The organism is Pseudomonas sp. LS_2 (genome assembly GCF_042709235.1).
Classification (GTDB): domain Bacteria; phylum Pseudomonadota; class Gammaproteobacteria; order Pseudomonadales; family Pseudomonadaceae; genus Aquipseudomonas.
The window spans coordinates 304,287-324,289 of the sequence record NZ_JAVAYC010000002.1 but is presented as its reverse complement, the minus strand read 5'-3'; the positions used below and the strand labels follow the sequence as shown (position 1 = coordinate 324,289).

Here is a 20,003-nt window from a genome sequence, read left to right as displayed (position 1 = left end):
GTTGTCGGGGTCGGCTCAGGCCGAGGCGGCATGCGGGCGGTGTTCGTACTGGCTACGCGGATGCGCCAGCCCGAGGTGCTCGCGCAGGGTGGTGCCGGTGTATTCGTGGCGGAACACCCCACGCTTGCGCAGCAGCGGCACCACTTCGTCGACGAACACCTCGACACCGGACGGGAACATGTCCGGCATGATGTTGAAGCCGTCGGCGGCGCCGGCCAGGAACCACTGCTCGAGGGTGTCCGCGACCTGCTCCGGGGTGCCGACCAGCAGCCGGTGGCCGACCAGGATGCGTCGGGAAAGCTGGCGCACGCTGAGCTTCTCGCGGCGTGCCAAATTCAGCTGTGCTTCGAGAAAGCCATGGGAGCCCTTGAACTCGCTGACCGGGCCGATACGCTGCCAGGGCAGCTCGGCGTCCAGATCGAGCTCGGCCAGCGGGATGCCGATGCGAAAGGCGATCTGCTGGGCCAGGGTGTTCTCGCCCAGGTAGGCGTTAAGCCGGTCGAACCGCGCCTGGGCCTCGGCCTCGGTGCTGCCGATCACGGTGGACAGCCCCGGCATGATCTTCAACTGCTCGGGGTCACGGCCCCAGGCGCGGGCGCGCTGTTTCATCTCCTGGTAGAACGCCTGGCCGTCGGCCAGGGTGGTCTGGGTGGTGAAAATGGCATCGGCGTAGCGCGAGCCCAGGGTCTTGCCGCCCTCGGACGAACCGGCCTGGACGATCACCGGCCGCCCCTGCGGCGAGCGCGGCACGTTGAGTGGGCCGCGTACCGAGAAGTGCGGGCCGACATGGTCGATGGTGTGCACCTTGGCAGGGTCGGCGAACAGCCCTGCGGCAGCATCGCCGACGATGGCGTCGTCCTCCCAGCTGTCCCAGAGCTTGCGCACCACCTCGACGAACTCCTCGGCGCGCCCATAGCGCTCGGCATGCAGGGCGGAGCCTACCTGGCCAAAGTTCTGTGCAGCGGCGTCGTTGTAGGTGGTGACCACGTTCCAGGCCGCGCGCCCACCGCTGAGGTGGTCCACCGAGGCCAGGCGACGGGCCAGGTTGTAGGGGTCGTTGAAGGTGCTCGAGGCGGTGGCGATCACCCCAATATGGCGGGTAGCCAAGGCGATGGCGGTGAGCAGCACGGTCGGCTCCAGGCGCCCCGCGGGTTGCTGCGCGACGTCCCCCGCCAGCGCCGGGCCATCGGCCAGGAAGATCGCATCCAGGGTGCCGCGCTCGGACACCTTGGCGATCTCGGTGAAATAGGCAAGGTCGGTCAACGCCTTGGCCGGTGCCTCGGCCTCGCGCCAGGCAGCGGCGTGCGCGCCGAAGCCGAGGATGTTCATGCCGATGCTCATGTGGCGCTTGCCAGTACTCATGCCAGGTCTCCTTCGTTGACGGCTGGCTGTGCCTGTTGCGCCGGGTCCTTGGCCTTGGCCTCGGCGAAACGCTCGGCCCAGGCTTTGCTTGGCACGGTGCCGTTGAGGTAGTAGTCGCCCAGGTAGGCCTCGCGCAGGATCGCCGGGTTGTGCGAGGCCAGGGTGCGGGCGTTGCGCCAGTGCCGGTCGAGGCGGCGCGCGGCGCTGGCGGCCGAGGCACCACCCACCTCGAATAGCAGCGTCGTGGCCTCGAGCACCTGACCGATGACCACCTGCTGTGCCTGGAAGGTGTGGATATCGGCCTTGGCGTACTGCTCCGGCGTGGCCGTGCCTGCGCGCCAGGCTTGCCACAGTTGGTCCAGCTGGCGCGAGACCTTCTCGACCAGCGCCTCGCTGGCAAAGGCCAGGCTCGACAGGCGCCCGACCACGCGCTGCACCAAGGGGTCGTGGCGCGGGCTGGACTGCCCGGGAATGCCAAAAGTGCGCGTGCGGCCCTGGACGAAGGCGATGGCATCGCGCTGCACGGCACGGGCGATACCGGCCAGGGTGGCCAGGTGCACCTGCTGGTAGAAGGCGCTGATGTAGGAATCGCTGCGACCTTCACCCAGTTTGAAACGGCGGAAGATCTGCTCGTTGCTAACTTCGACCCGCTCGAAGCGGGTGGTGCCGCTGGCGGTCAGGCGCTGGCCGAAGCCGTCCCAGTCGTCCAGGCGGGTAACACCAGGCGCGGTGGTGGGAACGGCGATGGCCACGTGCTCCTCGCCCTGGTTGGCCGAGACGGCGATCCAGTCGGCGTAGAGGGTGCCGGTGCAGTAGTACTTCTCGCCGTCGAGCCGCCAACCTTCGCCGTGCTCGCTGAGGTTGACGCTGTTGCCGGTGGTCTCGGTGCGCTCGGCCATCGCCGCACCGAACAGCTCGCCCTTGACCACATGCTGGAACCAGCGGGCATTGCCCTGCTCGTCCTGGTCGTTGAGGCGACCTTCGACGAAGCCCAGGTGTGCGCGGAAAATCTGCGGCAGGTTGGAGTCGGCCTCGGCCAGGCGGCTGACCAGCAGGAACAGCTGCTCCAGGCTGACACCGAAGCCGCCATGGCGCTGCGGCACACGCAGGCGAGCGAAGCCTGCTTCGCGCAGCCAGTTCACGGCGTCGTAGGGCAGTTCTCGGTGCTGTTCACGGGCGATGGCGCCCTCGGCGATGCGGTCGAACACCGGTTGGAAGATGGCCAGCAACTGCGCATCAGTGGGCGCTGCGACCGGCTCATCGAGCGCCACGGGGGGCGTGTCGGCTTGGCTGAAGATCATCTCGGAGTCCTTGCGGGTAGCGGAAAGTTGCAGGGCTGGCGGGGCGTTGTCCTCGTCGAACAACGCGCGCAGGTAGACCAGGGCGGTCTCGCTGTTCATGCTCATCGTGGGTTCACCCTTGGGTCGATCAGCGGCAGCAGCAGGTCGACGACGAGGTTGACCAGCACATAGATCAGCGCCGCCAGCAGGGTGATGCCGAGCACCATGGGCACGTCCTTGGTATTGGCCGCCTCGAGCATCAGCCGGCCGACGCCCTGACGGGCGAACAGGGTCTCGGTGATGACCGCGCCGCCGAGCAGGCTGGCGAGGATGAAACCGGACAAGGTCACCAGCGGGATCAACGCATGGCGCAGCGCGTGGCCCAGGCGTACGCCGGCCTCGGTCAGGCCGCGGGCGCGAGCCATCATGATGAAGGGCTGCTCGAGGATTTCTTCGAGCTCCTGGCGCAGCACCTGGGCCAACACCGCCGCGAGCGGCAGCGCCAGGGTCAGGGTCGGCAGCACCAGGGTGCGCCAGCCGCTGGAGCCGCTCGGCGGCAGCAGGCGCAGGTGGAAGGAGAACACCAGCAGCAGCAGGATGCCGAGCACGAACGACGGCATCGACGACAGCACCAGCTCGCTACCGGACGACAGCGAACCGACCCAACGCCCGCGCCGCGCCGTGAGCACAGCCACGACGATGGCCAGCAGCACCGCCAGCAAGGCGGCGAGAAACGCCAGTTGCAAGGTCGCGCCCAGGTGCTCGCCGATGGCCCGGGTGACCGGAATGCGCAGGCGATAGGACTCGCCCAGATCGCCCTGGGCCAGCCGCCCCAGGTACTGGCCGTACTGCACCAGCAAGGGTTGGTCGAGGCCGTACTCCTGGCGCACCTGCGCCAGCACCTGCGGGGTGGGCATGGCCTCCGGGCCGCCGAGAATGGCCAGCGCCGGGTCGCCGCCGGTGAAGTTCAGGCCGACAAAGGTCAGGGTCGCTGCGCCCCACAGCACCAACACCCCGGACAGAAGCCGCCAAAGCACAGGTTGCAGGAGGCTCATGGCTGCTCCTTGTCCAGCCATACGCTGGTGAAGAACGGGGTGTTGTGTGAGGTGTCGAAGATCAGCCCCTTCACATAGGCGTGGTGCGCGACGATGTGATGGCTTTCATAGGAAGGCGCTGCGGGCACCAGTTCGGTCAGGCGCTGCTGGGCCTGCGCGTAGAGCTGTTGCAGGTGTACCGGGTCGACACTGCGGCGCGCCTCACTGAGCAGGCGGTCGAGGGTTTCGTCGCGCAGGCGCCCGACGTTCTGCCCCAGCAGCTTGTCGGTGGGAATCGAGGCGCTGTGGTACAGCATGAACAGCCCGTCCGGGGTGTTGCTGTGCCAGTAGCCGCCGCCGAGCAATTGATAGTCGCCGGCATAGCGGCGCTCCGTGGTTTGCACCAGGGGCAACACTTGCAGGTCGATCTGCATGCCAAGCTTGCGCGCATCGGACTGGATCGCCACGGCGACGCTGCTGGGGAACGCCGGGTTCTCGCTCATCAACAGGCTCACGCTCAAGCGCTGGCCGTCCTTGATGCGAATGCCATCGGCATCACGCGCGCTCCAGCCGGCCTCGTCGAGCAGGCGCGCCGCCGCCTGCGGGTCGTACTTCAAGGCGTCGGTGAACGACGGGTCGTAGAAGCGGGTGTTGATCGCCAGGAAATCACTCTTGGCCTGGTACTCACCGAAGCCACTGACCCACGCCAGGCCTTCACGGTCGATGGCCTGGGTCAACGCCTTGCGCACCCGCACGTCATCGAACGGGAAACGCTCGACATTGAAGGTTACGCTGCGAAATGGGTTGCCCTTGCGGATGCGGCTGTGCAGCACCAGTTCGGGGTTGGCGCGGATCGCAGCGGCATTCTGCGTGGGGGCGTCCAGGGTGAAGTCGTGCTGGCCGCCGAGCAGCGAGCTGTAGCGGATCATCGACTCCGGCACGAAGGCCAGCTCGATGCGCTCGAGGTAGGCCGGGCCCTGGTGGCGGGTGACGGGAGGCGCCCAGTTGTAGTCCTTGCGGCGCACGAAGCTTGCGCCCTGCTCGCGGGTGTAGCTTTGCAGTACGAAGGGGCCGCTGCCGATGGGTTTTTCGGCGATGGACTTGGGGTCTTCGAGAATCTGCCTGGGCGAGATCATGCTCAGCCAGGACTGCGCCAGCACGTCGAGAAACGCCGAGTAAGGCTCGCGCAGGGTCGCCTCGAAGGTGTAATCGTCGACCACCCTGCCGCGCAGATAGGGGGCGATGTAGGCCGCCGCCAGCGGCGACTTGGTGGCCGGGTCGCGCATGTGTTCGAGGTTCACCCGCACCGCCTCGGCGTTGAACCGGGTGCCGTCGCTGAAGGTCACGTCATCGCGCAGGTGGAAGGTGTAGACGGTGCCATCTGCGGAGATTTCCCAGGCCTTGGCCAGCCAGGGTGAAATGGCGCCCTGCTCGTCCTGGTAGACCAACCCGTCGTAGAGGATGCGCCCCAGCCACTGCACGTTGCCGTGGGAAATCGCGTGCACGTCGAAGGTGCCGGTATCCAGGGTGACCGAGGCGCGCAAGGTGCCGCCGGGCTTGCCGGGGGCCTGCTCGTGGTAGTCGCTGGCCGGGTAGCTGAGCACACCATCGACCAGCACCGCTTGTGCGCCGTTCGAGGCCGCCTTGGGTGCTTCGCTGGGCGAGCAGCCGACCAGCAGCAAGCCCCCCAGCATGGCAACCAGACCGCCGACCACCTTGCGCGAAACTGCGCTTACGATTCGTTGCATGACGCATTTTTCCTGATGAGGCCGGTGAACGGCGGCGCAACCCCGCGCCGCCGTATGGTCAGAAGCGAAACGCCACGCCGGTGAAGGCGCCGAAACCGTCGCCGGCGTACAGCGACGCAGCATCGCGGCCCTGGGCGTTGTAGGTCGGCAGCACCGCGGTGGCGTAGTCCTCGTCGGTGAGGTTTCTCAGGTCGAGGAACACCTGCCAGCGCTGCCCCGGTTCCTCGTAGCCGATCTTCGCGCCCCAGACCACGTAGGACGGGGCGTTGAAGCTGTTGGCATAGTCCACCGGGGTGCTCGATGCGCTGCGCACATCCACCCCGGCGTAGAAGCCGCTGGCGTGCTGGTACTTAAGCTCCGCCTGGTAGATGTGCTTGGGCAGGCCGGGCAGTTCGTTGGCGTGGAAGGTGTCGTCGTTGCGGTAGTAGAAGTCGTTCAGGGTGTAGGCCTGGCGCAGTACCAGGTTGTCGCCATTGCCGTTCTGCCACAGCTCGACATCCAACCCCGCCTCGATACCCTGGTGGATGGTCGGGCTGGCGTTGTTGGTGGACGTCACGGCCGGGTTCAGGCCAGAGGCTGGAATCACCTCGACGTTGAGCAATTCGTTGTGCACCCAGGAGCGGTACAAGGCCAGGCTGCCCTTGTAGATGCCGTGGGAGCCGCGGATACCCACTTCGAAGGTATTGGCCTTCTGCTCCACCAGGGTCTTGGTGTAGTTGTTGGTGGGGCCGGACGGCGAGATCGACCAGGCACTGGGCGGGTCGATGGAGCGGCTGACGTTGGTGAACAGCTGGATATCCGGAGTGAGGTAGTAGCGCAGGCCCAGGCGCGGCGCGAGGCTCCAGTTGTCGTACTTGTAGTGCTGCGGGAACGGGCTGACGTTGGGACGATCGGAGAACTCCACGTCCACGTCGCGGAAGATATTGACCAGCGACAGGCCGCTGTTCAGCCACAGGCGTTCAGTCAGCTCCAGGTCGTTGCCGACCGAAAACACCGTGTCGAACGAGCCGCTGAAACGGGTGTCCTTGAGCAGTGCCCGGGTGGTGCCGCTGTAGGTCTTGACCTCGGCGCGGTCGTGCAGGGTATTGCTGAAGGCGAAGGTGGTGTTGCTCTGGTGGCCGAACCACTGGTCGCTGCGCAGGTAGCGCAGCGAGGTGTTCAGGTCGCGCCATTGCCAGTGGTTGGGCGTGACCAGGCTCTTCTCGCTGAGGATCTGCCGGTAGTTGTGGTAGACCAGCCCCAGCTCCAACTGGGAGTCGTCATCGAAGGTATAGGTGGTCTTGCTGCCGACCCAGATCGAGCCATTCTTGGTCGAGTCGCCGCGCTGCGCCACGGTGGTCAGGTTGGCCTGGGACGAATCGTCCTTCAACTGCGCGCGGGTCAGGGTGCCGGGGTTCTCGTGGTACTGCTCGCGGTAACGCACGATCAGGCGCGTATCGAGTTTGGAGTTGAAGCGGTAGCCGAAGTTGGACACCACCCCTTTGGCCTTGGTGAAGGTGTAGTCCTGGTAGCCGTCGCGCTCGGAATTGCTCAGGCTGATGTAGTAGTCGGCCTTGCCCTCCACGCCGCCGGTGCTCAGTTGCTGTTTGCGCCAGCCGAAGCTGCCCACTTCGAAACGCGCATAGTTGCCCGGCGAGGTGTAGCCGGTGTGGGTGACCATGTTGATGGCGCCACCGAGCGACAGTGCGGTGTAGTCGTAGGCGTTGGCCCCACGCAGCACTTCGGTGTAGTTCACCCCGGACATTTCCAGCAGTTCGTAGGGCGTACCGCCCGGGCCGGTCAGGGCCAGGCCGTCGAAAAGGAACTTGACCCCCTCGCGGAAGTAGCCTGGCGAGGCGTTGGCCCCCGAGCCGCGAATGGAAATCTTGATCGCATCGTTGCCGCCAGCGGCCTGGGCGATGACCCCTGGCTGGAAGGCAAGCACGTCCTCGAGCGTCGACGTGCGGCCTTTCTCCACTTCGGCGTTGTCGACCACGCTGGTGTTGCCCGCCACCTCTTCCAGCCGGGCTTCAGCCTGTTGGGCCTCGCTTTGCTTCTGCGCTTTAACCACCACGGTTTCCAGCCGGGTGTCGGTACTTTCCGCCACTTCTGCGGCCACGGCAAAGTTGCCGCCGCAGCCGACCAAAGTGCCAATACTGACGGCCCGCCACAGTGGCTTTATGCCCCCTGCTCTCCCCTCTGAAGATAACCAACGCACGCGCCTACTCCTATGACCCAATTGATTATTTATGCGAGCTTGTTGTTCTTTTACTGGTGCCCATGACAGGGATATAGCAAGCACTGTTCCAACTTTAAAAATCCTTTAAAAACATCATTTTATAAAGAACACATAACACTACAAGAACGCCACAACATGGCATTCTGCTGAACCACTGTTCCCCCACGAACAGCGCATCAAGCTATAAGCTTGTTCGCGTTTGAATGCTGCCAGGAAAACCACCTCCAGCAGGGCTTAGAAAACTCATTTAATTGTGAACAGCATCTAAACGACGCCGTGCGATTGCAGGCTCATATCGTTTGGAAAGTTGCTAGCGGGTGTGCGGGGGAGATGAAGCGGGGAAGGCAAGAAAGGTTTGGATAAAAAAAGAGCCGCCCCCCTGCCAAGAGGTGCGGCCCCAAAACACTCAGCGTGCGGTGATGACCGCCAGCTTGGTGATACCGGCACGTTCGATGGCTGCCATGGCACGCGCCACCTCGCCATAGTTCACGCCATCGTCGGCCTGCAATTGCACGCGCAATTCCTCCTTGGCGCCCTCGGCTTCGCGCTTTGCCCGTTGCAGGTTGCTCTCCAGGAGGTCTGGCTGGATCTCGTCCTTGTTGATGAACAGCTTGCCCTCACCGTCGATGCTCACCACCAGCGGGTCTTTCTGCTCCGCTGGCGCCACGGCCTCGGTCTTGGGCAGGTTGATCGGAATCGAGTTGGTCAGCAGCGGCGCGGTGACGATGAACACCACCAGCAGCACCAGCATGACGTCTACCAGCGGCGTGACGTTGATTTCGGAAAGGACTTCGTCGCTATCCTGGGTCGAGAAGGCCATGTCAGACCGCCTCCTTCGCAAGGCCAGCGTTGCCGGTCACGGCTGTAGCCTTGCCGGCGTGCGGGTTGACGATGACCTTGAACGCGCTCTTCTGCGCCAGGCTGTAGAAATCGTGGGCGAAGTCGTCGAGGTCGGCGGCGGTGAGCTTGAGGCGACGCAGGAAGTAGTTGTAGACCAGCACCGCGGGCACGGCCACGGCGATGCCCACGCCGGTGGCGACCAATGCCGCACCGATGGGGCCGGCCACCGTTTCCAGGCTGGCGTTGCCCGCCGCACTGATGCCCTTGAGCGCTTCCATGATGCCCCACACCGTGCCGAACAGACCGATGAAGGGCGAGGTGGAGCCGATCGAAGCAACCACCGCCAGGCCCGACTCCAAGGAGCGCCGCTCACGCTGGATCTGCTGGCGCAATGCCCGCTCGAGGCGGTCCTGATGGTTGATCGACTGCGCCAGGTCCGCAGGCTGGCCGCCCGGTACCTGGATGGCGGCGAAGCCCACCTGCACCACGCGGGCCACTGCCCCCTGCTGCCCGACGCTTTGCTCGGCGGCGCTGTCGAGGCTGGTGGCGCTCCAGAAGGCGTTCTGCACCTTGCGGTCCTGGCGCCGCTGGCGGGCGAACTGGATGCCCTTGATCAGCGCCAGCCCCCAGGTGACCACGGAGAAGCCGATCAGCAGCCAGATGACCGCGTGTTCAACCGATTGAAAGGGAGAATCTACGAGCAGGTTCATGATGCATTCCTCGAGTAAGTCAGAGGGCCGGGGTTCAGCGGCCTCAGTTCAAACGAAATTCCAGGGGTACCGAAACCCAGCCAGCGATGGCCTGGTCGCCACGCTTGGCCGGCGCGAAGCTCCAGCGCTTGACGGCGCGGATGGCCGACTCGTCGAGCAGCTCGCGTCCGCTGCTGCGCTCGACCTGGATGTCGCTCGGCTTGCCGTTGGCCAGTACGTGTACGCGCAGCACCACCGTGCCCTCCCAGTTGCGGCGCTGGGCCAGCGGGGGGTACTCGGGTGCCGGGTTCTTGAGGTAACCGGCGTTGGCCGAAGGCGGTACGTCCACAGGCGGCTTCTCGGCCACCGGTGCTGGAGCCGCAGGCGGTGGCGCGGTCGGAGCCTCTACCGGCTTGGGTAAGGGCTTGGCCACCGGCTTCGGTGCTTGCGGCTTGGGTTTCGGTTTGGGCGGTGGCTTGACTGCCAGTTCCTCGACCACCGGTGGCGGTGGCTCGACCACCGGCTCGGGCGCCGGGGCCGGTGGCGGCGGTTCGACCACCGGCGGTGCGGCGCTAGTGAATTCGATGGTCATCGGCGGAATCTGCACCGGTACTTCCGGCAGCAGCGGTTCGGGTCGACTGGCCAGCCAGGCAAGTACCCCGGCGTGCACGAGCAGGGCGAACAAGCCAAGCGCGATCGCCTCACGCCGGCCCAGTACGGATTTGCCGGCGTCCGGCAGCAGGCGCTGCACACCCAGGGCCTGACGCACGCTGACCCCAAGGTCGCGCAGCTCACCCGGCTTGCGTGAGTCGCGCCAGAGTACTTCTGCGAGGTTGTCGGCTTTGAGGACATTGCCCATCGGCAAGACTCCTGATTGCTGTGTTGACTGCGAAAACGGCGCCTCGCCCGTTGCCAGGGGCCGCTGTAGAGCAGTTGCAATCATTGGAGCGCCGCCTTATCCCATAAAGTAATTTTTAATGAGATATTGATTTCCCAAAGGAATAAGAAATCATAATTAATTGATTTATATGAATTTTTTAATTCGAATGACTGGTAGGCATCGAAAAAATGCGCGAAAGGCATGGGCAGCAGCTGGCTTGGGCGCTTTTCTGGAAGCAGGCCCTATAAATATTCATTTAAGTTCTAACAAAATTAGAAAACTAAAATTGACGGAATAAAAAACTGCCGTTAAAACCAGCGCCAGCACAGGCATAAACGCCTTCGACCTTCTTTTCAATGCCGGTAGCGCATCATGGATCTACGCCAACTCCGTTACTTCATCGCGCTCAACGAGCAGCGCAGTTTCGTCCGCGCGGCCGATGCCATGGGCATTACCCAGCCGGCCTTCAGCCGCAGTATCCAAGGCCTGGAAAATGAACTGGGCTGCGTGCTGGTGGACCGCGCCAGCAAGGACCTGCGCCCCACGCCAGAAGGCCAGGTGGTGTTGCAGCACGCCCTGTCGCTGGTACACGGCGCCAGCAACCTGAGCCATGAAATCAACCGCATGACCAAGCTCGATGCCGGTGACCTGCACTTCGGCTGCGGCCCCGCAATGGCCGCCCGCTTGGTGCCGGAGGCGTTGCTGGTGTTCATGCAGCGCTACCCGCGCATCCACACGCGTTTCGAGGTGAGCAACTGGGAGCAACTGCAGCGCAGCCTGGTGCGTGACGAGATCGAGTTCTTCATCGCCGACACCCGCCATTTCGACGACGACCCCAGCGTGCAGACCCAGCCGCTGCGGGCACGCCCGGGGTTGTTCTTCTGCCGCCCCGGCCACCCGCTGCTGGCCAAGGACAGCCTGTCGACCAACGACCTGTTCGACTACCCGCTGGCGGGCAGCCGCATTCCCGCGAGTGCGCGCAAGGTGTTGGCCAACCTGAGCGGCAAGGCGGATTTCACGGCGCATGTGGAGTGCGAGCAGTTCCCCCTGCTGGTGGAACTGGTGCAGCGCAGCGACGCCATCGGCATCGCCACCCAGGAAGCGTTGCGAGAGGAACTGGCGAGGGGCGAGCTGGTGCAGTTGTACCTGCGCAACCTGCCGAACAATGTGGACAGCCTCAACGTGCGCTGCGGGATCGTTACCCGCACGGGCTATCGTCTTTCGCCTGCGGCCAAGGCGATGATCGATGTGCTGCTGCAACTAGACTCAAAAGGCCAGCGTGCTGCCGCCCCTGTCGAAAAAGATAACCCCAGACGCACCAAGGAACGCGCTGGGTTGAAGTGACCTGACCTAATCCTTTGCACCGCTTCAGGAGAACATCATGCACTACCCAATCTGCATCGAATGGGGCGACGAAAACACCGCCATTGGCATCCAGATCCCCGATATCCCTGGCGCTGTGACAGCCGGAGACACCTTCGAGGAGGCGTACGCCGCAGCCATCGAAGTAGCTCTATCATGCTCGAAGAGATTGCAGCCAGCGGCGAGGCGATTCCAATGCCGACCAGCGCGGCAGCGCACCGGGGCAACTCCGATTTCGCCGACATGGGCTGAGGCATGCTGGAAATCGACATCACGCCATACCTGGGCAAGACCGAGAAGGTCAACGTCACTACCTAGTCCAACCAAAACTGCTCACTCGCCAGCGAGAACTCCAGGTGATTCGGCAAGAACACGTCTCGGTGAAGCAAGCAACTCTCCATGTGGGGGTTGCTCGAATGAGAACGCTGATGGTCGGTGTGGGTGTGTTTTCATTAGGTTGGCGAAGCATATATACCCGTTCATTGCGGGCCACCTGATGTGGTGGTACTATCCGCCTCAGCGCTATGCTCCACGCCGTCCTGGTCGCTGAATTCAATACGTTGGACACCGACTAGGCTAGCCTCGAAGGGCCTGTGCGTTGCCAATATCAAGGAGAGCACCAGAAACTTAACGTTTCAGAGCAGCAATCCTTTTTATTGACGCAACGGGTGGGGAAAAGCAATAGACGCTGCAAAGAGGGAATCAACAAGTTGATTCCCCTTTTTTTTGCTCAGAAATAATCGTTCATGAACATGTTCAGGTGTGAGGTTTTGGTGATATTGCGCTCACGGTGGTGACAATCGACGAACACCCCTTTCACGCTGGGATTGCTACCCGGTCCCCGGTTGACATTGAAATGCCGCTGGGCATCTGCCACTTTCCGGCCGAAGCGAAAACGATAGTTCAGGCAACACGTGAGCGTGTGTGGATGTCCGGTTTCAGGTAGCGAGTGGTGCTCTTTGCCGTAGATAAAATGCTTGTCCCTCTCGTCAATGAAGTACATTTTACCGTCATTGCATTTGCGCCGTGGTTTCTTCCTAAGCCTCCTCATTGTCTGCATCAGCTGTTTGGCATCGTCTAGGAACGTGTTCTTGTGCGTGTCTTTGAAAACCTTTCTGATGAGCCCCCTCCACTCATCGGCCTCAAAATTCCGGGCCGGCAGCAAGGTGAGCAAGTAGTTCTCCCCACGCGCCTCATTGCTAAAAGCACTGAACTTTGCGAGCAGGTCACCTGCGTGGTGTTGCAAAAAATTCTCAGGTTTCTCCACGCGTCCCTCGATCTCCATCCAATGGATAAAAAGCGCTGTCTCAGTGAAGATCAACTTATCCAAACATCGCGTGTCGCCGATAACCAAAATTGCGTCATGCATTTTGGACTTGGCGTGCAGATAGGCTTCGAGAGTAGCCTCTTTGGCCACATCAGGTGCACCAAGGAAAAGCGTGGCTCCGGCTTCAGCTAAAGCCCCCGGCATGCTGATCGTATTTCGTAGCTTCAGGAATTCTGCCCTGAGGAATGAGTTAGGGGTCGCTAATGCTACGAATATTTTCATGGTTGACGATGGAGCTTCACCAATACCGAAGCAGGAATCACGACCTTCTCAAGGTCTTCGGCGCTTAGGCCGCTCAGGATATCCAGCAGCGCAGACACACGATTGGATACTGTCAGTGCCGGTGGCGGGGCCACGGTTTTCTGCGATTCGGTAAAGGCGTAAATTTTTCCTGGGGGAATCAGACCAACCTTCGCCTTGTGCTTTGAGTGAGTTATTACCTCAAATGTATCGACACCAGCGATACTGCTAACAAAGCTCTTCAACGAACTGCCTTTCAAGGCAATCTTGTAGTCATTCAGGCCACGTTTGGTAAGCAGTGCCGGCAGATTGCTAAGCAACACTGGTTTTTGATTCAAGGCCCAGAACTCGTTAACCGAGGCGACCAGGCCGTCTTTCAGATCTTGAACATCCATTTTGATATCTCTCGGTAAAAGCGCTGATGATGCGCTTGAGCAGGAGCGTGATCAAGCAGTCCAAATCGCTCAACCCTCTACCGAAAGGTTTCTCGCGGGCTACCCGCTCAGCAGCCAAGAATGGCCGCCGACTAAACCCACCCCCCATCCACGATAAAGTTCTGCGCCGTGCACATCGCCGAAGCATCGGACGCCAGGAACAGCGCCATATTGGCGATGTGCTCCGGCTGCACGCTGCCCGGCAGGCACTGGCTGCGGGCGATCAGTTCGCGGGCCTCGTCGTCCACCCATAGCGCCAGCTGCTTCTCGGTCATCACCCAGCCCGGCACCAGGGTGTTGACGCGAATGCCGTGCGGCCCCAGGTCACGCGCCAGGCCCCGGGTCAGGCCATGGGCTGCGGCCTTGCTGGCGGCGTACACCGGATAGCCCGGCGAGGCCATCATCCAGCCGATCGAGCCCAGGTTGATGATCGCCCCGCCGCCGCTGGCCTTCATCATCGGCACCACCTCGCGGGCGGCCAGAAAGGCATGGCCGAGGTTGACCGCCATCAGGCGCTCGAAGCGCTGGGTGTCGACCTCGTCCAGGCCATGGCGCACATCGTTGGCGGCGTTGTTCAGCAGTACCGTCACCGGCCCCAGGGCGTCGGCGATGCGCTGGATCGCAGCCTTGTAGGCGTGCTCGTCGGTGATGTCGCAGTGCACGAACGCAACCCTGTGCCCCACGCTGCCCAACTGATCGGCCAGGCGCTCACCGGCCTCATGGTCGAGGTCGACGAAGCCGACGTAGGCACCTTGCACGGCGAAGGCGCGGACCAGCGCCTCGCCGATGCCCGAGGCGCCGCCGGAAATCAGCACGGTGCGGCCCTTCAGGTCGGGGTATATCGCTGTCGCTTGGGCATCCTTCATGTCGCGTCACTCCCTCTGGATCGATGTTTTTGTGGGCACTGCGGGCTCAGCGCTGCTTGAGCCGGTCGATCACCACCGCCAACAGCAGGATCGAGCCGCGAATCACGTACTGGTAGAAGGTGTCGATGTTCTTCAGGTTCATGGCGTTCTCGATGATCGCCAGGATCAGCACCCCGGCGATGACATGGCGGATCATGCCGATCCCACCGCTGAGCGAAACCCCGCCGAGCACGCAGGCGGAGATCACCGTCAGCTCGAAGCCCTGGCCGATCATGGGCTGGCCGGAGGTCATGCGCGAGGCCAGGATCACCCCGGCCAACGCGCCGATCAGGCCATGCACGGCGAAGATGACGATCTTGGTGCGGTCGACGTTGACCCCCGCCAGCAACGCTGCTTCCTGGTTGCCGCCGATGGCCATGGTGTTGCGCCCGAAGGTGGTGTAGTTGAGCAGCCAGCCAAAGAACAGGAAGCAGACGATGGTGATCAGGATCGGCACCGGCACGCCCATCAGCTGGCCGTTGCCGAACACGAAGAACGACTCCTGGGACACGCCTACAGCCTTGCCGTCCGAGAAGATGTAGGCCAGGCCACGGACGATCTGCATGGTCGCCAAGGTGGTGATCAGCGCATTGACCCGCAGCTTGGCGATCACGATGCCGTTGATCAGCCCCACCACCAGGCCCATGGCCAGTGCCGCGCCGATGCCCAGCAGCATGCTGTCGGTGTCGCGCATCACCACGGCGGCTACCACGCCTGCGCAGGCGATCACCGAGCCGACCGACAGGTCGAAGTGCCCGGACGCCAGGCAATACAACATGGTGCAGGCGGCAATGCCCGTGGTGGAAATGGCCAGGCCCAGGCCACGCATGTTCAGCGGCGAAAGGAAGTTGTCGATCACCAGGGCGCAGAGCAGGAAGATGCCGATGGCGGCGAGCAGCATGGCCCAGTTGTCGAGGAAGTTGCGCAGGTCCATGGGCTTGCGCTGGATAGGCAAAGCATTGTTCTGGCTGGTCATGGCAGTCTCGTTCAGTTGTGCGCGCCATCGCCGCGATGGCGAGGCAGGGCCAGGTGCAGCAGGTTGGGTTCGTCGGCATGCTCACGGCTCAGTTCGCCGGCCATCGCGCCCTCGCACAGCACCAGGATGCGGTCGGAAATGCCCATCACCTCCATCAGGTCGCTGGACACCACGATCACCGCGATGCCGCTGGCGGCCAGATCATGGATGATCTGGTAGATCTCGGCCTTGGCGCCGATATCGATACCGCGGGTGGGCTCATCGAGCAGCAGCACTTTCATCGGCATCGACAGCCAGCGGCCGAGAATGGCCTTCTGCTGGTTGCCGCCGGAGAGGTGCATGATTTTCTGCGCGGCACTGGGCGTCTTCACCCGCAGCGCCTTGATCTGCGTGTCGGCATTGGTTTTCTCCCAGGCGCCACGCAGGATGCAGCCCAGGCGCGAGTGTGCGCCGCGTGCGCTGATATTGACGTTCTCGGCGACGCTGGCCAGCGGGATGATGCCTTCCTTCTTGCGGTCTTCCGGGCACAGCAGGATACCGGCCTGGATCGCATCGCGCGGCGAGCGCAGCTCAAGCGCCTGGCCCAGCAACGTCAGGCTGCCGGCCTCGATGCGCTGCAGACCACTGACAAGCCGCAGCAACTCGGTGCGCCCGGCACCGACCAGGCCGAACAGCCCCAGCACCTCGCCCTTGCTGACACTGAAGCTCACCGGTTCACGTAGCCCCGGCCCGCGCAGGCCATCGACGCGTAGCGCCACCTCGCCGTGGGGGCGGGGGCGGTAGAGGTAGATGTCCTGGATATCGCGCCCGACCATGCAGGTGATCAACTGGTCGTGGGTCAGTTGGCTCATGTCCTCGAAAGTACGCACGTAGCGGCCATCCTTGAACACCGTGACGGCATCGCAGATACGGAACACTTCCTCCATGCGATGGGAGACGTACAGCACCACCTTGCCCTCCTGGCGCAGGCGCTCGATGATCGCCATCAGCCGGTCGATCTCGCGGGCAGACAAACTGCTGGTGGGCTCGTCGAAGGCGATCACATGGGCACCGCGCGACAGCGCCTTGGCGATTTCCACCAGTTGCCGCTGGCCCAGCGACAGGCGCCCGACCTTCTGCTGCGGGTCGATCTCGTCGGCCAGCCCTTTCAGGCAGGCCAGCGCCCGCTCACGCAGCGCACCACGGCGCACCAGCCCGAAACGCGCGGGCAGATGGCCGAGGAACAGATTTTCCGCCACGGTCATTTCCGGCACCAGATGCAACTCCTGGTGGATCACCGCCACCCCACTGGCAATGCTGTCGGCGGTGGAGCGAAATGCCAGGGTGTGTTCGCCGATCTGCAAATGGCCGCTACTGGGCACGTAGGCGCCGCCGAGGATCTTCAGCAAGGTCGACTTGCCCGCGCCGTTCTCACCCATCAAGGCGTGAACCTGGCCGGGGTGGGCGACGAAGCTGATGCCGTCGAGAGCCTTCACGCCCGGAAAGGTCTTGCCGATGCCATTGAATCGCAGGCTGCCAGCACTGGCAGAGCGATGTTCTGTGTGTGCGTGCATACACCACCTCGTCACAGGAAACGGGCGACCGCCGTGGCCGCCATGGAAAACGTCCGACCGGTCAGTTCCAGAGGCCGATCTTTTCCAGTTCCTGCTTGAAGTTCTCGCGGGTAATCAACGTGACGTCGTCCATGGCGGTGTACTTGGGCGGCTCCTTGCCGCTGGTGACCCACTCGAACATCATGGTCGCGGTGTTGTAGCCCTCCAGGTGCGGGCTGGGCAGCATGGAGCCGAAGAAGCCGCTGTTGGCTTTTTTCAACTCGCCAATGGCATCGGTGCCGTTGATGCCGATGCCGATCACGTTGGCTGCGGCGAAGCCTGCGCTTTCTGTGGCGCGCACGCCGCCGAGCACGGTGTTGTCGTTCATGCCGCCGATGATGAGGTTCTTGGCCGAGCCGGGCAGTTTGACCAGGGCCGAGTTGGTGGCGTCCATGCTGCCTGGCACGTCGAGGGTCTTGAGCGCGGTGTAGATGATGTGGTCCTTGGGGAAGCCTGCGTCTTCGAGGGCCTTGACCGAACCGTCGGTGCGTTTCTTGCCGGTGTCGAGTTCGTTATAGGTGTTGATGACCGCGTAGGTTTCCTGCCAGTCCCAACCACGCTTCTTGGCTTCGGCGGCCATGGCCGCGCCCTGCTTCTGGCCCACCTCGTAGGCGGCCATGCCCAGGTAGGGCACGTCCTCCATGAACTTGCCGCTGGCATCGACGAAGCGGTCGTCGACGGCGATCACCTTCAGGTCGTTGAGCTTGGCCTTGGCCATGATCGCCGGGCCCAGGGAAACGTCGGGCGGGCAGATGACGAAGCCCTTGGCGCCGTTGGCGGCCAGGCTGTCGATGGCGGCGAGGGTTTTCTCGCCGTCGGGCACGGCGATCTTGATGACGGTGAAGCCTTTGTCCTTGCCGGCCTGCTCGGCGAACTTCCATTCGGTCTGGAACCAGGGCTCTTCGGCCTGCTTGACCAAAAAGCCGATCTTCACCGGTTCTTCGGCGAACGACAGGGTGCTCAGGCTGACAGCGGTGACGGCCAGGGCGGCACGGCACAGCGAACGGATACCACGACGACGATTCATGAGTAACTCCTTGTTATTTTTCTTGGCTGAAGTGCTAACGAACAGCGCAGCGAAGGGCTACGGACAGCATTCACAGTAAGTCAGAATCGCTGCCGATCATTGCATGATCTCTATATATCAACAAGCATCCCATATATTGGGATTTATCCCGCAAAACGGTGACACGGCTTCCCGGCGACCTCTACCTCGATGACCAGCACGGCGCCGTCCAGGGGCAGGTCCTGCGGACTGGCAGCGCTGGTGATGTAGAGGGTGCGCAGGTCTGGCCCACCAAATACGCAACTGGTGGGACGGCTGATCGGCAGTTCGATGACTTGGTCGACACCTCCGTCCGGAGCCAGGCGCAGCAGGCAGCCACCCTCCCAGCGGGCGTTCCAGATGAACCCCTCGGCATCCATCGCCGAACCATCCGGCCCGCCACGTTCGTGTGCGCCCCGCCAGATCGCAGGCGAGCCAAGCTGACCATCGGCGCCGATCGCGTAGCGATACAGGGTGGCGTCCAGGCTGTCGCCGAAGTACACCGCGCTGCCGTCATCGCTCCACACCAGCGTGTTGGGAATGCCCAACCCTTGTAGAAGCGGTGTGACCTTGGCATCGGCATCGATGCGGAACAGGCCACCGGAGCGCTGGTGGATAGGCAGGTCCTCGCCCTGCTCGCCCAGGTTGTTTTGCATGGTGCTCAGCCACAACCGCCCCTGGGCATCGCAGCGCGCCTCGTTGGCGCGGTTACCGGGTTGCGGGTCGGCGACGCACAGCAGGGCCAGGCGCGGCGCAAGGGGGTCGGATGCCAGGTCGAGGCGGTAGACACCGCTGCTCAAGGTCACCAAGGCGTCGCCCGCTTCGGTGGGAATGAACGCCGAGACATGCTCGGGCATGCGCCAGCTTTGCAGCTGCCCACCCTGCCAACGCAATGCCTGGCGCCCGGCGATATCGACCCAGTACAGCGCCTGGGTCGGGGCGTCCCAGAACGGGCCTTCGCCCAGTTGCGCACGGTGTGCACCAAGCGTGGTCCAGCGCATCTTGCCTCCTTGGTCATTATTGTTGTCAGGCACGCATCTTATTGATGATCGTGCGGGCTATGTCTTGCGCTTCATCACAGTGTGCCGACAGCGCCGGGCGCGAACAGCGCTCGTACCACCTCCAGGCCGTTGACCAATGGCGCGCCGAACTCGGGCAGGTGGATCTCGAAACGATCCCCCGGCTGCGCACGCACGCCATCGGCGAACGAAAGTGTTGCGGTGCCGAAGAAATGCACGTGCACATCGCCTGGCCGCAGAAACTGGCTGTACTTGAAATGGTGGTACTCCAGGTTCTCAAGGCTGTGGCACATGTTGGCCTCGCCGGTGAGAAACTCCTTCTGCCACAGCACCTGGCCGCCGCGCACCACGCGGCTGGCGCCGGCCAGGTGCGACGGCAGCGCGCCCAGCCGCAGTTCCGGGCCATAGCTGCATGCCCGCAGCTTGGAGTGGGCCAGGTACAGGTAGTTCTTGCGCTCCATCACATGGTCGGAAAACTCGTTGCCCAGTACGAAGCCCAGGCGGTATGGCTTGCGGTCCGGGCCGATGACGTACAGACCGGCCAGCTCCGGCTCTTCGCCGCCGTCGTCGGCAAAGGTCGGCAAAGGGAAGGCCTGGCCGGGGCGCACGACGATGCTGCCGTCGCCCTTGTAGAACCACTCCGGCTGCACGCCCGCTTCGCCAGCGCCTGGCTTGCCGCCCTCCACGCCCCACTTGAAGATGCGCATCGTGTCGGTCATGGCGGTTTCGTCGGCCTGGTGCATCTTGTCGCGCGCCGAGGCGCTGCCCAGGTGGGTCAGGCCGGTGCCGCTGATCAGCATGTGTGCAGGGTCCGGATGGTCCAGCGGCGGCAGGATACGCAGGCTATCCAGCAGTTGCGCATAGTCATGGGCGCTGCCCAGGCCTTGGCTGCGTACCCAGTGCTCGAGGCCCACGCCCGCCTCGATCGCCGCCAGTGCCAGGTCGCGCAGGGTACTGGCGCCCTTCACCTCACGCACCTGTTGCCCTTCTACCGCGCCAACCCGGCGTTCGCCGTTAGCCAGCTCAAACTGAACCAGATGCATGCCACTCTC

Annotated in this window: 17 protein-coding genes and 1 pseudogene; 2 read left to right on the top strand and 16 right to left on the bottom strand. The window is 63.3% G+C overall.

All coding sequences use genetic code 11. The features are described 5' to 3' along the window. Positions 1 to 15 precede the first annotated feature (15 nt). From RAC97_RS03315 to RAC97_RS03280, 8 genes are all read right to left on the bottom strand, one after another. Positions 16 to 1,362 (bottom strand): LLM class flavin-dependent oxidoreductase, encoded by a 1,347-nt coding sequence (locus tag RAC97_RS03315; protein ID WP_375098291.1) that lies wholly within the window; start codon positions 1,360 to 1,362, stop codon positions 16 to 18. Beyond that, positions 1,359 to 2,762, bottom strand: a complete 1,404-nt coding sequence (locus RAC97_RS03310; RefSeq protein WP_375098342.1) for an acyl-CoA dehydrogenase family protein — start codon at positions 2,760 to 2,762, stop codon at positions 1,359 to 1,361. Before RAC97_RS03310 ends, RAC97_RS03315 begins: the two co-directional genes overlap by 4 nt. Positions 2,763 to 2,764: 2 nt before the next feature. Continuing rightward, positions 2,765 to 3,697: an ABC transporter permease gene (locus RAC97_RS03305; protein ID WP_375098290.1), complete on the bottom strand. Its 933-nt coding sequence runs from the start codon at positions 3,695 to 3,697 to the stop codon at positions 2,765 to 2,767. Continuing rightward, positions 3,694 to 5,424 (bottom strand): ABC transporter substrate-binding protein, encoded by a 1,731-nt coding sequence (locus RAC97_RS03300; protein WP_375098289.1) that lies wholly within the window; start codon positions 5,422 to 5,424, stop codon positions 3,694 to 3,696. Before RAC97_RS03300 ends, RAC97_RS03305 begins: the two co-directional genes overlap by 4 nt. A gap of 58 nt (positions 5,425 to 5,482) precedes the next feature. Then, positions 5,483 to 7,522, bottom strand: coding sequence for a TonB-dependent receptor family protein (locus RAC97_RS03295; RefSeq protein ID WP_375098288.1), 2,040 nt, complete (start codon positions 7,520 to 7,522; stop codon positions 5,483 to 5,485). Positions 7,523 to 8,048: 526 nt separating this feature from the next. Next, entirely contained in the window at positions 8,049 to 8,462 is a 414-nt protein-coding gene (locus RAC97_RS03290) for an ExbD/TolR family protein (protein ID WP_375098287.1), read from the bottom strand. Position 8,463: 1 nt separating this feature from the next. Continuing rightward, the gene (locus RAC97_RS03285) at positions 8,464 to 9,192 is read right to left on the bottom strand and encodes a MotA/TolQ/ExbB proton channel family protein (RefSeq protein WP_375098286.1); all 729 of its coding nucleotides are present in this window, start codon (positions 9,190 to 9,192) and stop codon (positions 8,464 to 8,466) included. 43 nt (positions 9,193 to 9,235) lie between these two features. Beyond that, positions 9,236 to 10,030 carry an energy transducer TonB gene (locus RAC97_RS03280; RefSeq protein ID WP_375098285.1) on the bottom strand — a complete coding sequence of 265 codons (795 nt, stop codon included), beginning with the start codon at positions 10,028 to 10,030 and terminating at the stop codon, positions 9,236 to 9,238. A gap of 393 nt (positions 10,031 to 10,423) precedes the next feature. Between RAC97_RS03280 and RAC97_RS03275 the strand changes: the two genes are divergently transcribed. After that, the gene (locus tag RAC97_RS03275; RefSeq protein ID WP_375098284.1) at positions 10,424 to 11,395 is read left to right on the top strand and encodes a LysR family transcriptional regulator; all 972 of its coding nucleotides are present in this window, start codon (positions 10,424 to 10,426) and stop codon (positions 11,393 to 11,395) included. Positions 11,396 to 11,432: 37 nt separating this feature from the next. Continuing rightward, positions 11,433 to 11,725: pseudogene (locus RAC97_RS03270) on the top strand (type II toxin-antitoxin system HicB family antitoxin); the annotation flags it as partial. Positions 11,726 to 12,143: 418 nt separating this feature from the next. Here the strand turns inward: RAC97_RS03270 and RAC97_RS03265 are convergent. The 8 genes from RAC97_RS03265 to araD1 all read right to left on the bottom strand — a co-directional run bounded on the left by RAC97_RS03265 (position 12,144) and on the right by araD1 (position 19,994). Continuing rightward, entirely contained in the window at positions 12,144 to 12,962 is an 819-nt protein-coding gene (locus RAC97_RS03265) for a hypothetical protein (RefSeq protein WP_375098283.1), read from the bottom strand. Next, a complete protein-coding gene (locus RAC97_RS03260; RefSeq protein WP_375098282.1) occupies positions 12,959 to 13,375 on the bottom strand; it encodes a hypothetical protein in 417 nt (138 codons plus the stop codon). Before RAC97_RS03260 ends, RAC97_RS03265 begins: the two co-directional genes overlap by 4 nt. Positions 13,376 to 13,506: 131 nt before the next feature. Beyond that, positions 13,507 to 14,280: an SDR family NAD(P)-dependent oxidoreductase gene (locus RAC97_RS03255; RefSeq protein ID WP_375098281.1), complete on the bottom strand. Its 774-nt coding sequence runs from the start codon at positions 14,278 to 14,280 to the stop codon at positions 13,507 to 13,509. A gap of 46 nt (positions 14,281 to 14,326) precedes the next feature. Then, entirely contained in the window at positions 14,327 to 15,295 is a 969-nt protein-coding gene (gene araH / locus RAC97_RS03250) for an L-arabinose ABC transporter permease AraH (protein ID WP_375098280.1), read from the bottom strand. Positions 15,296 to 15,306: 11 nt separating this feature from the next. Beyond that, the gene (gene araG / locus RAC97_RS03245; protein ID WP_375098279.1) at positions 15,307 to 16,848 is read right to left on the bottom strand and encodes an L-arabinose ABC transporter ATP-binding protein AraG; all 1,542 of its coding nucleotides are present in this window, start codon (positions 16,846 to 16,848) and stop codon (positions 15,307 to 15,309) included. Positions 16,849 to 16,909: 61 nt separating this feature from the next. Further along, the gene (locus RAC97_RS03240; RefSeq protein ID WP_375098278.1) at positions 16,910 to 17,914 is read right to left on the bottom strand and encodes a substrate-binding domain-containing protein; all 1,005 of its coding nucleotides are present in this window, start codon (positions 17,912 to 17,914) and stop codon (positions 16,910 to 16,912) included. 143 nt (positions 17,915 to 18,057) lie between these two features. Continuing rightward, complete coding sequence (locus tag RAC97_RS03235; protein ID WP_375098277.1) at positions 18,058 to 18,933, bottom strand: SMP-30/gluconolactonase/LRE family protein; 876 nt, start codon at positions 18,931 to 18,933, stop codon at positions 18,058 to 18,060. 74 nt (positions 18,934 to 19,007) lie between these two features. Continuing rightward, a complete protein-coding gene (gene araD1, locus RAC97_RS03230) occupies positions 19,008 to 19,994 on the bottom strand; it encodes an AraD1 family protein (RefSeq protein WP_375098276.1) in 987 nt (328 codons plus the stop codon). Between the last annotated feature and the right edge of the window lie 9 nt (positions 19,995 to 20,003).

Excerpts from the sequence above, each read along its gene's own strand:
- RAC97_RS03315 (WP_375098291.1), bottom strand. The coding sequence starts at position 1,362 with ATGAGTACTGGCAAGCGCCACATGAGCATCGGCATGAACATCCTCGGC.
- RAC97_RS03310 (WP_375098342.1), bottom strand. The coding sequence starts at position 2,762 with ATGAACAGCGAGACCGCCCTGGTCTACCTGCGCGCGTTGTTCGACGAG.
- RAC97_RS03305 (WP_375098290.1), bottom strand. The coding sequence starts at position 3,697 with ATGAGCCTCCTGCAACCTGTGCTTTGGCGGCTTCTGTCCGGGGTGTTG.
- RAC97_RS03300 (WP_375098289.1), bottom strand. The coding sequence starts at position 5,424 with ATGCAACGAATCGTAAGCGCAGTTTCGCGCAAGGTGGTCGGCGGTCTG.
- RAC97_RS03290 (WP_375098287.1), bottom strand. The coding sequence starts at position 8,462 with ATGGCCTTCTCGACCCAGGATAGCGACGAAGTCCTTTCCGAAATCAAC.
- RAC97_RS03285 (WP_375098286.1), bottom strand. The coding sequence starts at position 9,192 with ATGAACCTGCTCGTAGATTCTCCCTTTCAATCGGTTGAACACGCGGTC.
- RAC97_RS03280 (WP_375098285.1), bottom strand. The coding sequence starts at position 10,030 with ATGGGCAATGTCCTCAAAGCCGACAACCTCGCAGAAGTACTCTGGCGC.
- RAC97_RS03275 (WP_375098284.1), top strand. The coding sequence starts at position 10,424 with ATGGATCTACGCCAACTCCGTTACTTCATCGCGCTCAACGAGCAGCGC.
- RAC97_RS03265 (WP_375098283.1), bottom strand. The coding sequence starts at position 12,962 with ATGAAAATATTCGTAGCATTAGCGACCCCTAACTCATTCCTCAGGGCA.
- RAC97_RS03260 (WP_375098282.1), bottom strand. The coding sequence starts at position 13,375 with ATGGATGTTCAAGATCTGAAAGACGGCCTGGTCGCCTCGGTTAACGAG.
- RAC97_RS03255 (WP_375098281.1), bottom strand. The coding sequence starts at position 14,280 with ATGAAGGATGCCCAAGCGACAGCGATATACCCCGACCTGAAGGGCCGC.
- araH (WP_375098280.1), bottom strand. The coding sequence starts at position 15,295 with ATGACCAGCCAGAACAATGCTTTGCCTATCCAGCGCAAGCCCATGGAC.
- araG (WP_375098279.1), bottom strand. The coding sequence starts at position 16,848 with ATGCACGCACACACAGAACATCGCTCTGCCAGTGCTGGCAGCCTGCGA.
- RAC97_RS03240 (WP_375098278.1), bottom strand. The coding sequence starts at position 17,914 with ATGAATCGTCGTCGTGGTATCCGTTCGCTGTGCCGTGCCGCCCTGGCC.
- RAC97_RS03235 (WP_375098277.1), bottom strand. The coding sequence starts at position 18,933 with ATGCGCTGGACCACGCTTGGTGCACACCGTGCGCAACTGGGCGAAGGC.
- araD1 (WP_375098276.1), bottom strand. The coding sequence starts at position 19,994 with ATGCATCTGGTTCAGTTTGAGCTGGCTAACGGCGAACGCCGGGTTGGC.